The organism is Streptomyces sp. NPDC048825, assembly GCF_043198355.1.
GTDB lineage: Bacteria > Actinomycetota > Actinomycetes > Streptomycetales > Streptomycetaceae > Streptomyces > Streptomyces xiangluensis.
Genome location: NZ_JBICUR010000003.1, coordinates 233,278 through 245,418 on the forward strand (window position 1 = coordinate 233,278; position 12,141 = coordinate 245,418).

The following is a 12,141-nucleotide window of genomic DNA, read 5'->3' on the forward strand; positions in this document are numbered from 1 at the left end:
AGGGAAAGGGGCCGGATGACCGGACTATGGACATTTGGTCAACAAGGCTGTGGGGGATGTCTCAAAGCTGACGAAGGGCCCGCGCTAGGGTCGACGGCATGGCCGACACCCCGCTTGACCTCAGCCTTGACGCCGCCCGGCTCACCGCGCAGCTCGTCGACTTCCCCTCGGAGAGCGGCAGCGAGAAGCCTCTCGCGGACGCCGTCGAGACCGCACTGCGTGCCCTGCCGCATCTGACGGTCGACCGGTACGGCAACAACGTCGTCGCCCGTACGCATCTGGGGCGGGCCGAGCGCGTGATCCTCGCCGGTCACATCGACACGGTGCCGATCGCCGGCAACGTGCCCTCGCGCCTGGACGAGGACGGCGTGCTGTGGGGCTGCGGTACCTGCGACATGAAGGCGGGTGTCGCCGTGCAGTTGCGTATCGCGGCCACTGTGCCCGAGCCCAATCGAGACCTCACATTCGTCTTCTACGACAACGAAGAGGTGGCCGCTCACCTCAACGGTCTGAAGCATGTGGCCGAGGCCCATCCGGACTGGCTGGAGGGCGACTTCGCGGTTCTGCTGGAGCCCTCGGACGGGCAGGTGGAGGGCGGCTGCCAGGGGACGCTCCGGGTGCTGCTGAAGACGCGGGGCGAGCGCGCCCACTCGGCGCGGAGCTGGATGGGCTCGAACGCGATCCACGCGGCCGCCCCGATCCTTGCGCGCCTGGCCTCCTACGAGCCGCGGTATCCGGTCATCGACGGGCTGGAGTACCGCGAGGGGCTCAATGCCGTCCGGATCGAGGGCGGAGTGGCGGGCAACGTCATCCCCGACGAGTGCGTGGTGGCCGTCAACTTCCGTTATGCGCCCGACCGTAGCGAGGAGGAGGCGCTGGCCCATGTGCACGAGGTGTTCGCGGACTGCGGGGTTGAGGAGTTCGTGGTCGACGACCACAGCGGGGCCGCGCTTCCCGGTCTGTCCCACCCGGCGGCCGTCGCGTTCATCGAGGCGGTCGGTGGCACTCCGCAGCCCAAGTACGGCTGGACGGACGTCTCCCGCTTCAGCGCGCTCGGCGTCCCCGCCGTCAACTACGGTCCAGGGAACCCGCACTTGGCACACAAGCGGGATGAACGGGTCGAAACGGGGAAGATCCTGGCAGGGGAGGAACGCCTGCGGTCCTGGCTGACGTCCTGACCCGTACGCGAGGTCCTGCCCCGTACCTGAGGGCGGTTCATGGCGGACATGCCGGCGTCCCCCCTCCGTAACCCGCGTAGATCTACGCTGGGGTGGAACGACCTGCAAGCGGAGGGAGCGGACATGGCTACTGGCGACCCGGAGGGCAAGAAGCGGCCACCGGACGAGCAGCAGCTCGGCCCCGTGCTGCGCAGGCGCGGCCAGGTGCAGGCGAGCACGACGGACCAGCGGCTGCTGGACGCGGGCGGGCCCTCGGACTGGGTGCACACCGACCCCTGGCGGGTGCTGCGCATCCAGTCGGAGTTCATCGAGGGCTTCGGCACGCTGGCCGAACTCCCGCCCGCGATCAGTGTGTTCGGCTCGGCCCGTACGCCCGCGGGGTCGCCGGAGTACGAGGCCGGGGTCGCGCTCGGCCGGGGGCTGGTGGAGGCCGGGTTCGCGGTCATCACGGGTGGTGGGCCGGGTGCCATGGAGGCCGCCAACAAGGGCGCGTGCGAGGCGAGGGGCATCTCGGTCGGGCTCGGCATCGAGCTGCCCTTCGAGCAGGGGCTGAACCCGTACGTCGACATCGGGCTGAACTTCCGCTACTTCTTCGTGCGCAAGATGATGTTCGTCAAGTACGCGCAGGGGTTCGTGGTCCTGCCCGGTGGCCTCGGCACGCTGGACGAGCTGTTCGAGGCGCTGACTCTGGTTCAGACCCAGAAGGTCACGCGCTTCCCCATCGTTCTCTTCGGCACGGAGTACTGGGGCGGGCTGGTCGACTGGCTCAAGAACACCCTCATCGCCCAGGGCAAGGCCTCGGAACAGGACTTGCTGTTGTTCCACCTGACGGATGACGTGGATGAGGCGGTGGCGTTGGTGTCCAAGGAGGCGGGGAGGTAGGGGGAGGGGTTGTTCGCCCCCGCCGCCCCTTCCCATTCCCGTCCCCTGGGCTTCGCCCCGGACCCCACCAGGGCCTGCGCCCCCTGGACCCCCATCGGCCTGACGGCCTCGTCCTCAAGTGCCGGACGGGCTGATCGATGCCGGCCTGGGCTGCAGAGTTCCGCCTGAGCGGCGGAATCTCAGTGCAGGGCCCGGAGACGGAGGCCCGAAGCCGGTCTGGGCGCAGCCACCAGCGGGGCTCTGGAACTGGCCCCAGGGAGGGGACGGGTAGGGGCGGCGGGGGCGAAGAGCCCTCCCCGGCGGCACCCCAGCAGGACTACGCCAGCCCTCGACGGGCCACCGCCGGCGGCCGATGGCCGGCGATCGACGCCACCATGTCCAGGATCTGGCGGGTCTCCGCGACCTCGTGGACGCGGTACACCCGCGCCCCCAGCCATGCCGAGACGGCCGTCGTGGCGAGGGTCCCGAGGACCCGTTCCTTGACCGGCTTGTCCAAGGTCTCGCCGACGAAGTCCTTGTTGGAGAGGGAGACCAGCACGGGCCACCCCGTCGAAACCATCTCGCCCAGCCGACGCGTGGCCTCCAGACTGTGCCGCGTGTTCTTGCCGAAGTCGTGCCCGGGATCGATGAGCACGGACTCCCGCGGCACCCCGAGCGAGACCGCCCGCTCGGCCAGCCCACGGGTGACCGACACGATGTCGGCCATGACATCGTCGTACGCGACCCGATGCGGCCGAGTACGAGGCCGCGCACCCCCCGCGTGCGTACACACCAGCCCCACCCCGAACCGCCCGGCGACCTCCGCGAGCCGCGGATCGACCCCGCCCCACGCGTCGTTCAGCAGATCCGCGCCCGCCTCGCAGACCGCCTCACCGACCTCGTGCCGCCAGGTGTCGACGCTGATGATCACGTCGGGGAACCGACGCCGCACCTCGGCGACGAAACCCACCGTGCGTCGCGCCTCCTCCTCGGCCGTCACCTCCTCCCCGGGACCGGCCTTGACCCCACCGATGTCGATGATGGCCGCACCCTCTGACACCGCCTCCGCCACGCGTGCGAGCGCCGGCTCGTCGCGGAAGGTGGACCCCTGGTCGTAGAAGGAGTCGGGGGTCCGGTTCACGATCGCCATGATCACCGGCTCATGCGCGTCGAACTCGCGCCTGCCCAGCCTGAGCATCCCCTGTGACCTCTCCCAGTCGTTCGCAGTGGTCGCCGTTCCGCCGCCCGGATCGGCCGCCTGCGACCCTAACTGGCAGAGTCGCATGGCACGATCGGAGCCTGACACTTTCCGCGTCGACGTGTACCGCGTCGGCAACAGCCGGCGGCAGCCGGCGGCAGAGCGTGGGGGACCGCAGCGATGTTCATGTTCTTGTTCCTGGTCGTCGCCCTCGTCGTGGTCGTCGGCGCGGTGACCCTCTCCGTGGTGGGCGGCGGCGACAGCACCGCCCTCCCCGAGGCCCCGCCCGAGCGCTTCGTGGACCCCCTGCCCCTGGACCGCCCGGTGCACCGCGGCGACGTGGAACTGCTGCGCTTCCCGGTGACCGTCCGCGGCTACCGCATGACGGACGTCGACGACGCCCTGGGCCGCCTCGCCGCCGAACTGGCCGAGCGCGACGCCCGGATCGCCGACCTGGAGGCCGCGCTGGCCGGAGCCAGGGCGGACCTGGACGTCTCCCTGGACAAGCACAGGGAGGACGACCAGCGGTGAGCGAGGCACTGAAGGGACCCGACGGAGCGCTGCGCTGCCCCTGGGCCCTGTCGACCGAGGACTACGTGACGTACCACGACCAGGAGTGGGGCCGCCCGGTCCACGGCGACGACGCGCTGTACGAGCGGCTGTGCCTGGAGGCCTTCCAGTCGGGCCTGTCCTGGATCACGATCCTGCGCCGCCGCGAGGGCTTCCGCGCGGCCTTCGCCGACTTCAAGATCGCCGAGGTCGCCATCTTCACGGACGCCGACAAGGAGCGGCTCCTCGCCGACGCCGGGATCATCCGCAACAGGGCCAAGATCGAGGCGACCGTAGCCAATGCGCGCGCGCTGGCGGACTGGGCACCGGGCGAGCTGGACGAGCTGATCTGGTCGTACGCGCCGGACCCGACAACCCGCCCCGCGCCGAAGACCCTCGCCGACGTCCCGGCGGTGACCGACGAGTCCACGGCCCTCTCCAAGGCTCTGAAGAAGCGCGGCATCCGCTTCGTAGGCCCGACGACGGCGTACGCGCTGATGCAAGCGTGCGGCCTGGTGGACGACCACCTGGCAGATTGCGTGGCCAGGAGCGCCCCTTAAGGGGCGCGGGGCTGTATCAATGTGCGTCTGAGCCGCGTGGGCGCGATCAGCTACGACGAACCCGCAGCTTCCAACAGAGCGTCACCGCCCCAGGTACTTCGGCTTCTCCTTGTTGACGAACGCCTGCACCGCGATCGTGTGGTCCTCGGAAGCACCCGCCCGCGTCTGCAACTCGTCCTCCTTCTCCAGGGCCTCGTCCAGGGAGTGGGACAGGGCGAAGGAGAGAGACTCCTTGAGGGCGGCGTACGCCAGGGTTGGCCCTTCGGCGAGCGTGCGGGCCACCTTCACGGCCTCGGCGGCCAGCTCTCCCGCGGGGACAACACGGTTCGCGATCCCCAGCTCATACGCCTCCTGCGCGCTGATGCTCCGCGGAAAGAGCAGCAGATCGGCGGCGCGAGAGGGCCCGACAACCCGCGGCAGCGTCCAGGAGAGGCCCGAGTCGGCAGTCAGCGCGACCCCGGCGAACGAGGTGTTGAAGGACGCCGTATCGGCGACGATGCGATAGTCCGCGGCGAGCGCGAAGCCGAAACCTGCCCCGGCAGCGACACCGTTGACGGCCGCCACCACGGGCTTCGCCGCGCCGGTCAGGGCCCGCAGGGTCGGGTTGTAGTGCTCCCGCACCGTGCTCATGACGCCCCCGCCGTCCTGCTCGGCGCCCGACTCGCGCAGGGCGAGCAGCCCGCCGACGTGCTCTTTCAGGTCCTGGCCCACGCAGAAGGCCCGGTCACCGGCGGCGGTGAGCAGCACGGCCCGTACGGAGTCGTCCGCCGCTGCCGCCTGCGCCGCGTCCCGGAAGGCGACCTTGGTCTCGGTGTTCAACGCGTTCATCGCCTCGGGGCGGTTCAGCGTGATCGTCGCGAGTCCGTCGCTCACCTCGTAGAGCACGGTGTCGGCCATGGTGGGTCCCCTCCGGTGTCACGGCTTCGTCGTCGTCTTCGTAGTCGTTTGCGTGGTCGTCCCAGGACAGCATGGCGTAGATCACGAGGAGTGGCTGTGTTCAGACATGTGACCTGCGTCAAAGAATTCCGGCGCCCGAAAGTCGATGCGGCGGCGCAGTATCGCAGTCACATCGCCGAATTGAGTGGTTTTGCTCAAGCGCGTTGCGCAAGCGATGCCGACTGATGTTGGTCATCGGGTCCTGAGATGCGGGATAATGGCTTGGAAGCAATGTGTTCGATGCCGGTGACGCGTGTCCTGCAAGAGGACGTGTGCCCTCGAAGGGGCCGTCGGCGACGATGAGCTGGTTTCAGGAAGGGGAACGAGCATGGCGGCCATGAAGCCGCGAACGGGTGATGGCCCGCTCGAGGTGACCAAGGAGGGGCGGGGCATCGTCATGCGCGTTCCGCTCGAAGGCGGCGGTCGACTCGTCGTCGAGCTGACCCCTGACGAGGCCGACGCGCTCGGCGACGCCCTCAAGAAGGTCGTCGGCTGACGCGGGAGCGACGAAAAGGTTGTTGAGTCGCCCCGGCACCGCGGTTGGTGCCGGGGCGCTGTCGTTCCAGGGTTACGGGACTGACGTGCGCCCAGGGTGTTCGTGCAGGTCCTTGGTGAAGGCGGGAAGGCGGCGCGACGGCTCAGCGCTTGACCGCACACAGCAGGCCGTCGCCGACCGGCAGTAGCGAAGGCACCAGGTCCTGGTTCTCGCGAACCGTGCGGAGCAGCTCGCGCTGGCGCAGTACCTCCGTCGGCTGCGGGCCCGAGTCCACTGTCCGGCCGTTGGAGAAGACGCCTTCGAAACAGACAAGGCCGCCGGGGCGCAGCAGGCGCAACGATTCAGCGAGATAGTCCAGATATTCCAGGCGGTCGCCGTCGCAGAAGACGAGGTCGTATCCGGAGTCTGCCAGCCGGGGCAGAACATCCAGGGCGCGGCCCGGAATGATGCGCGCGCGATTACTGGCGAAGCCGGCGGCTCGGAAGGCCTGCCGGGCGAACTGCTGGCGCTCCGGCTCCGTGTCGACGGTGGTCAGTACACCGTCCGGCCGCATGCCGTGCAGCAAATGAATTCCGGAGACTCCGGTTCCGGTTCCGATCTCCGCCACCGCCTTCGCAGCCACGGTGGCGGCGAGCAACCGCAGCGCGGCGCCGGTGCCGGGCGACACCGAGCGCAGCCCTGCCTCCCGGGCCCGGTCCCGGGCCCAGCGCAGCGCGTCCTCCTCGGCGACAAAGGCGTCGGCGAACGCCCAGCTCGTCTGCCGGTTGCCGCTAATGGCCCTCTCCCGTCCCCGTGGTTGCCTGGGCGTGACTGTATCCGTTGGCGTCGGGAACCCGCAGATGGGACCGGGCGTTTAGAGGGGTGCGGAACGACGCGGGGGTAGCCGATGGACAAGGACACCGAGCAAGTGCTGACGCAATCGCGGAAGCGCGTATCAATTTCTCGTAAAACCGCTTATCCGGAGCTAACGGGCGAGGTGGCTATGGTAGGGGCTCCACTGGACACCACCAGAGCCGACAGGGGAGGTGCGGCTGCGCCTGGGGATCGAGGAGGGGTGCTGAGGCGCCTGCTCAGATCTGCGGGTGAGCCGAAATCCGTGACCGACACCGCTGACAAGTACCGCGCTGCCGATTCCGCTCAGACCGCGACCTTCACGTCCGACGCGGACTCGCAGGCGTGGACTCCGCCCACCTGGGAGGAGATCGTCAGCATGCACAGTGGCCGGGTCTACCGGCTCGCATATCGCCTGACGGGCAACCAGCACGATGCCGAGGACCTGACCCAGGAAGTCTTCGTCCGGGTCTTCCGCTCCCTGTCGACCTACACGCCCGGCACCTTCGAGGGCTGGCTGCACCGCATCACCACCAACCTCTTCCTGGACATGGTGCGCCGCAAGCAGCGCATCCGGTTCGACGCGCTCGGCGACGACGCGGCCGAGCGGCTGCCCAGCCGTGAGCCATCACCGCAGCAGGTCTTCAACGACACGCATTTCGACGCGGACGTCCAGCAGGCACTCGACACCCTCGCGCCCGAATTCCGTGCCGCGGTCGTCCTGTGTGACATCGAAGGGCTTTCGTACGAGGAGATCGCCGCGACCCTGGGCGTCAAGCTCGGCACGGTCCGCAGCCGGATCCACCGCGGCCGCTCGCAGCTCCGCAAGGCCCTTGCCCACCGGTCGCCCGAGGCCCGCGCCGAGCGCCGTGGCCTGGTCGTCACCGGAGTGCCCGCTCTGGGAGGAGGGGGCGCGACCGCGTGAGTGGATCACGTCCTACGCCGGCAGAGCAGCACCTGGGAGACCGACTCTCCGCCCTGGTGGACGGAGAGCTCGGTCACGAGGCGCGTGAGCGCGTCCTGGCCCACCTCGCGACCTGTGCGAAGTGCAAGGCCGAGGCCGATGAGCAACGACGACTGAAGAACGTATTCGCGGAAGCGGCTCCACCCCCGCCGTCCGAGAGCTTCCTGGCCCGCCTCCAGGGGCTGCCCGGGGGAAGTGACGGGGACGGGGGTGGCTCCCGGCTGAGCGGAGGACGCTTCGGCTCGTCCGGTGCCTTCGGCGTGAAGCAGGACCCGGGCTTCGGTGTGCGGCACGACCCGTTCGAGTTCGTGCCGAGCGGCCCGCACGCCGCCGTGCTGCCCTCGGAGCAGCGCGGGTTCCGTATCCATGACATCAGCAGACGGGAAGCGGACCGCTCGGCCTCACGCGGGCTGCGCTTCGCGTTCGTGGCGGCCGGGGCCGTATCGCTGGCCGCGGTCGCGCTCGGCGGGGTGTCGACCGGTGTGCCCGACAGCGTGGACGCACGGGGCGGGTCCGGCTCGGGCAGCAATGTGACCCCGGCGCGTACGCAGGGCACGGGAGCGTCGACGACACCCGAGCAGCGCCGCCGTGGCTTTGCGCCGCTGCTCGCACAAGGACAGCGTTCATTCACCGCGGAGCAGGTCGCGCCGACCGCGGTGTCCGCGCCGCTGCTGCCCGGAGCGCCCCCGCCGCTCGGGCAGCAGGACTCGCGTCCGCCGCATGCGCTGACCGCGCCCATGGTGGCCGGCGCCGCCGCGATGTCCCCGCTCATACGTCCCCTCGACACGCCCCCGCCGGTCACGCTGACCTCGTGGTCGACGGCGTCTCAGTTCTCGACGCCCGGGCTGTCGGCCATCGTGCCGCTGCCCGAGTCGTCTGCCTCGCCCTCGCCTCCCTCCGCCCGCTGAACCGGCCCTCTGCGCGGCGGCTGGTGAACCTGGTTGAATCCAGGGATGGGCCGCGCCCGCCGGAGGGACCCGGGGCGCGGAGTCGACAATCCGCGGCGCCCGCCGACGTGCCGGGTCGCGGGCCAGGTGTGGGGAGAGCATGGACGAGGGGAAGCACTCCGCTTCCGCGGAGGACGGGACGAATCCATCCACGCCTGATGGCGCCCCGACCCCGATCGGGCACACGGAGAACGCCGCGAGCGGGCTCCGCCGTGAGAACGCCGAGGGCGACTTCGAACTGGAGCGGCCTGCGAGCGCCGCGCCGGTCGCGTCGGACGAGGTCCGCGGCGGCGTAAGCACGTCTGCCGGCCGCGCGCCCGTTGACCGCACGCGTGCTGACCATGTGCCCGCGGACCGCGCGCCCGGTGGGCGGGCCAAGCCTCTGCACGATCCGGATCCGTACAGCACGCCTCCGTACGGGGAGCCTGGGCCCTACGCGCCCGCGCCGCCGGTGCAGCATCCGGGGACGACTCCCGCGCAGGGTACGGCCGTTCCGGCGGCGACACCGGGGCACGGCACCGGCACGCCCCGGGCGACCGCCGGCCATGGTGCGCCCGGACAGGCCGTGACTCCGCCGCATCAGAACGGCTCTGGCGGAGCCGCGGTTCCGACGCACGGCACTGCCGCGCCCGGAGCGGGCTCGACTGCCCACGGCACCGGCTTGCCTGCAGCGGGCCCTGCCCAGGGCAGCGGCTTGCTTGGAACGGACCCCGCCCACGGCACCCACGTGCCCGCCCCCGCCCCCGCAGCGCCCGTTCTGCCCGGCCCTCGCCCGGCCCAGGTCCAAGCTCACCACACGAGCCCGGCCCCGGATCCCCAAGCCCAAGTCCAACACCCTCAAGCCCCAGCCCAAGTCCCGCAGTTCCCTCAAGTCCCCCAAGCCCCCCAAGCACCCCAACCCTCCAATCCCTGGCAGCACTACGACCCCTGGGCCGCCCCCCTCCAGCAGAACGGGGCCGTCGTCGACAGCAAGAGCAGCCGGCGTAGACGGGTCAGGCGGTTGCTGGTTCTCGGAGCCGTGCTCATCGCTCTGGTGTCCGGAGGCCTCGGCGGCGCCGTAGGGGCGTATCTCGAGCGGAACGGGATCGAGGACATAGAGCTGCCGCAGGCCGGGACGGAGGCCAAGGGGCGGGCTCCGGACAGCGTGGCCGGGATCGCGGCCAGCGCGCTGCCCAGCGTGGTGACCCTGCATGTGAGCGGGTCCGAGGCGCAGGGAACGGGCACCGGCTTCGTGCTCGACGAGCGCGGACACATCCTCACCAACCACCACGTCGTGGAGCCCGCCGGAGCGGGCGGCGACATCTCCGTGACCTTCAGCGGAGGCGAGAGCGCCAAGGCCAAGCTGGTCGGGGGCGACACCGGTTACGACCTCGCCGTGGTGAAGGTGAGCGGGGTCAGCGGCCTCAAGCCCCTGCCGCTCGGCAACTCCGACAACGTCCAGGTCGGCGACCCGGTGGTGGCCATAGGCGCGCCGTTCGACCTCGAGAACACCGTGACCTCCGGGATCATCAGCGCCAAGGAGCGGCCTATCACCGCGGGCGGAGAGTCGGGCGACGGCAGCGACGTCTCGTATGTCGACGCCCTGCAGACCGACGCCCCGATCAACCCCGGCAACTCCGGCGGCCCTCTCGTGGACTCCAAGGCCCGCGTCATCGGCATCAACAGCGCCATCCGCTCCGCCGGCAGCGGCTCCGATCTGGAGGGCGGCCAGTCCGGATCGATCGGCCTGGGCTTCGCCATCCCCATCAACCAGGGCAAGCGCGTGGCCGAGGAGCTGATCAACACCGGCAAGGCCACGCACCCGGTGATCGGTGTCAGGCTCGACATGGACTACACGGGCGACGGCGCCCGCGTCGGCACCAAGGGTGGCGACGACCCGCCGGTCACCAAGGGCGGCCCCGGCGACCGGGCCGGCATCAAGGCGGGCGACGTCATCACCGAGGTCGACGGCCGGCCCGTCCGCTCCGGTGAGGAGCTCATCGTCAAGACCCGCGCCCACCGCCCCGGCGACCGTCTGGAGCTGACCGTGGAGCGCGACGGCAAGGAGCGGAAGGTCACCCTCGTCCTCGGCTCCGCCGACGGCGACTGACAGGCACAGAGGGGACAACAAGCGACGGGAACCAACAGGAACCCATCACGAACTGACAGCAACGGCACGAGTAAGACGCCGGGACAGTACCGGACAGACAGGAACGCCGGGTACCGTGGATCCGGCCCGGACCACGGAAGAATCCCGCCGAGGCCGAGGACATCCCAAGGAGCTGCAAGGTGTTCAATGACATAGGAGCCCTCGAGCTGGTGGCGCTCGTTGTCCTTGCCGTGCTCGTCTTCGGCCCGGAGAAGCTCCCGAAGATGATCCAGGACGTCACGCGCACCATTCGGAAGATCCGCGAGTTCTCGGAGAGCGCCAAGGCGGACATCCGTGAGGAGCTGGGCCCCGAGTTCAAGGACTTCGAGTTCGAGGACCTCAACCCCAAGACGTTCATCCGCAAGCAGCTGGACAACGACGACCTGGGGCTCAAGGAGATCCGTAACGGCTTCGACCTGAAGAAGGAGATGGCCGAGGTCACGGACGCGGTGCACGGCCGCGAGGCGGAGTCCGCGTCATCCTCCTCCAGCACCTCCTCGGCCTCCGGCGGCACCGTCGACATGACGAAGAAGCGCGAGCAGCTCGAGCCGGCCGAGCGCCCCCCGTTCGACGCGGACGCGACCTGAGGCATACGCCGACCTGAGGCGTACGCCCCCCGAGCCGTTTGCCGCCGAGCTCCAAGACCCCCGCGCCACCGAGTTCTGCCTGCTCACAGCGGCGCAAGCTGACGGGTACCCGACCCACCCGCCGACCGGTTTCACAGCTACCTCTCGACGTGTGGCTATCCTGCCTAGTTGTTGTGCGGACTGGAGGGACGCCCGATGGGGGGTGGGCCGTTTCGGTCCGACGAGAGCGAGGAGGCGTCCGGGCAATGGAGACGACAAGTCGGGCAGGCGCGCAGGCGTCGGACGCGGAGGGCGGACAACCGGTCCCCTCCGCCCGGGGCACGGTCGACGGCTACCTGCTGGCGCCCTTCCCGTGGTACGGCCTCGACGAGGCCTTCACGGGACCGCGCTGGCTGATGCAGGTCGGCACCGCGGCCGATGGTGCCGTCGAGCACGGCTCGATCGGGCACGGCGACGAGCCGACCGTACGCAGCGAGTCGACGACGGACGACAAGGAGCGCTTCGCGGTCGTGGTGACCATCGCGGCCAACCCCGTGCGGCGCAGCGCCGACGGCACCGGGCTCCTGGAGGCCACCTCGGTGTCCTCCGCGGCCTGGCTCGCGGGGGTGGGACTGCTGAACTGCACCTGGCCCGGCCAGATGGACCACACCCTGCGCGACGACTGGCTGGACCAGCAGACCGAGACGGCGTGGGTTCTCGCGGACGACCTGACCGGTCCGGACTGGTCCCGCCTCTCGCTCCCTGTGGACGGGACTCCGGCGTCCTTCCATTACCGCGAGTCCGAGTTCGGCTGGGTCCTCGCGGGCTCCACGCCGCAGGGCGTGCACCTGGGCGCGTACGGGCGGGGGATGAGCGCGTACGGCTTGGGTTTCTCCGTGGTCAAGGACATCACCGCGTACGTCTAGC

14 protein-coding genes are annotated in these 12,141 nt (G+C 70.2%); 11 read left to right on the plus strand and 3 right to left on the minus strand.

Features of this window, described 5'->3' with window-relative positions; all coding sequences use genetic code 11:
• Positions 1 to 98 precede the first annotated feature (98 nt).
• Positions 99 to 1,178, plus strand: coding sequence for a succinyl-diaminopimelate desuccinylase (dapE, locus tag ACGFNK_RS09675; RefSeq protein ID WP_393413623.1), 1,080 nt, complete (start codon positions 99 to 101; stop codon positions 1,176 to 1,178).
• Positions 1,179 to 1,301: 123 nt separating this feature from the next.
• On the plus strand, positions 1,302 to 2,060 hold the full coding sequence (locus tag ACGFNK_RS09680; protein ID WP_386342242.1) for a TIGR00730 family Rossman fold protein: 759 nt from the start codon (positions 1,302 to 1,304) through the stop codon (positions 2,058 to 2,060).
• 316 nt (positions 2,061 to 2,376) lie between these two features.
• On the opposite strand, the gene folP is transcribed toward ACGFNK_RS09680, so the two are convergent.
• Positions 2,377 to 3,237 (minus strand): dihydropteroate synthase, encoded by an 861-nt coding sequence (gene folP / locus ACGFNK_RS09685; RefSeq protein ID WP_393413625.1) that lies wholly within the window; start codon positions 3,235 to 3,237, stop codon positions 2,377 to 2,379.
• A gap of 180 nt (positions 3,238 to 3,417) precedes the next feature.
• Between folP and ACGFNK_RS09690 the strand changes: the two genes are divergently transcribed.
• Both ACGFNK_RS09690 and ACGFNK_RS09695 read left to right on the plus strand, forming a co-directional pair.
• Positions 3,418 to 3,768 carry a DivIVA domain-containing protein gene (locus tag ACGFNK_RS09690; protein WP_393413627.1) on the plus strand — a complete coding sequence of 117 codons (351 nt, stop codon included), beginning with the start codon at positions 3,418 to 3,420 and terminating at the stop codon, positions 3,766 to 3,768.
• Entirely contained in the window at positions 3,765 to 4,346 is a 582-nt protein-coding gene (locus ACGFNK_RS09695) for a DNA-3-methyladenine glycosylase I (protein ID WP_393413629.1), read from the plus strand. Before ACGFNK_RS09690 ends, ACGFNK_RS09695 begins: the two co-directional genes overlap by 4 nt.
• An 81-nt stretch (positions 4,347 to 4,427) precedes the next feature.
• On the opposite strand, the gene ACGFNK_RS09700 is transcribed toward ACGFNK_RS09695, so the two are convergent.
• Positions 4,428 to 5,243, minus strand: a complete 816-nt coding sequence (locus ACGFNK_RS09700) for an enoyl-CoA hydratase/isomerase family protein (protein ID WP_393413631.1) — start codon at positions 5,241 to 5,243, stop codon at positions 4,428 to 4,430.
• Between the two features lie 96 nt (positions 5,244 to 5,339).
• On the opposite strand from ACGFNK_RS09700, the gene ACGFNK_RS09705 reads away from it, so the two are divergent.
• Together ACGFNK_RS09705 and ACGFNK_RS09710 are read left to right on the plus strand one after the other, a co-directional pair.
• Entirely contained in the window at positions 5,340 to 5,468 is a 129-nt protein-coding gene (locus ACGFNK_RS09705; protein ID WP_393413633.1) for a hypothetical protein, read from the plus strand.
• 142 nt (positions 5,469 to 5,610) lie between these two features.
• Entirely contained in the window at positions 5,611 to 5,778 is a 168-nt protein-coding gene (locus ACGFNK_RS09710; protein ID WP_003966491.1) for a DUF3117 domain-containing protein, read from the plus strand.
• Between the two features lie 142 nt (positions 5,779 to 5,920).
• Here ACGFNK_RS09710 and ACGFNK_RS09715 read toward each other — a convergent pair whose 3' ends face one another.
• On the minus strand, positions 5,921 to 6,619 hold the full coding sequence (locus tag ACGFNK_RS09715; RefSeq protein WP_393414403.1) for an O-methyltransferase: 699 nt from the start codon (positions 6,617 to 6,619) through the stop codon (positions 5,921 to 5,923).
• Positions 6,620 to 6,832: 213 nt separating this feature from the next.
• Here ACGFNK_RS09715 and sigE point away from each other — a divergent pair, with 213 nt between their 5' ends.
• From sigE to ACGFNK_RS09740, 5 genes are all read left to right on the plus strand, one after another.
• Positions 6,833 to 7,534: an RNA polymerase sigma factor SigE gene (sigE, locus tag ACGFNK_RS09720; RefSeq protein WP_165341134.1), complete on the plus strand. Its 702-nt coding sequence runs from the start codon at positions 6,833 to 6,835 to the stop codon at positions 7,532 to 7,534.
• A complete protein-coding gene (locus ACGFNK_RS09725; protein WP_393413635.1) occupies positions 7,531 to 8,481 on the plus strand; it encodes an anti-sigma factor family protein in 951 nt (316 codons plus the stop codon). The genes sigE and ACGFNK_RS09725 overlap by 4 nt, the downstream gene beginning before the upstream one ends.
• A gap of 139 nt (positions 8,482 to 8,620) precedes the next feature.
• Positions 8,621 to 10,609 carry a trypsin-like peptidase domain-containing protein gene (locus tag ACGFNK_RS09730; RefSeq protein ID WP_393413637.1) on the plus strand — a complete coding sequence of 663 codons (1,989 nt, stop codon included), beginning with the start codon at positions 8,621 to 8,623 and terminating at the stop codon, positions 10,607 to 10,609.
• Positions 10,610 to 10,788: 179 nt separating this feature from the next.
• The gene (locus ACGFNK_RS09735; protein ID WP_393413639.1) at positions 10,789 to 11,235 is read left to right on the plus strand and encodes a sec-independent translocase; all 447 of its coding nucleotides are present in this window, start codon (positions 10,789 to 10,791) and stop codon (positions 11,233 to 11,235) included.
• Between the two features lie 245 nt (positions 11,236 to 11,480).
• On the plus strand, positions 11,481 to 12,140 hold the full coding sequence (locus ACGFNK_RS09740) for a hypothetical protein (protein WP_393413641.1): 660 nt from the start codon (positions 11,481 to 11,483) through the stop codon (positions 12,138 to 12,140).
• Position 12,141: the final 1 nt, after the last annotated feature.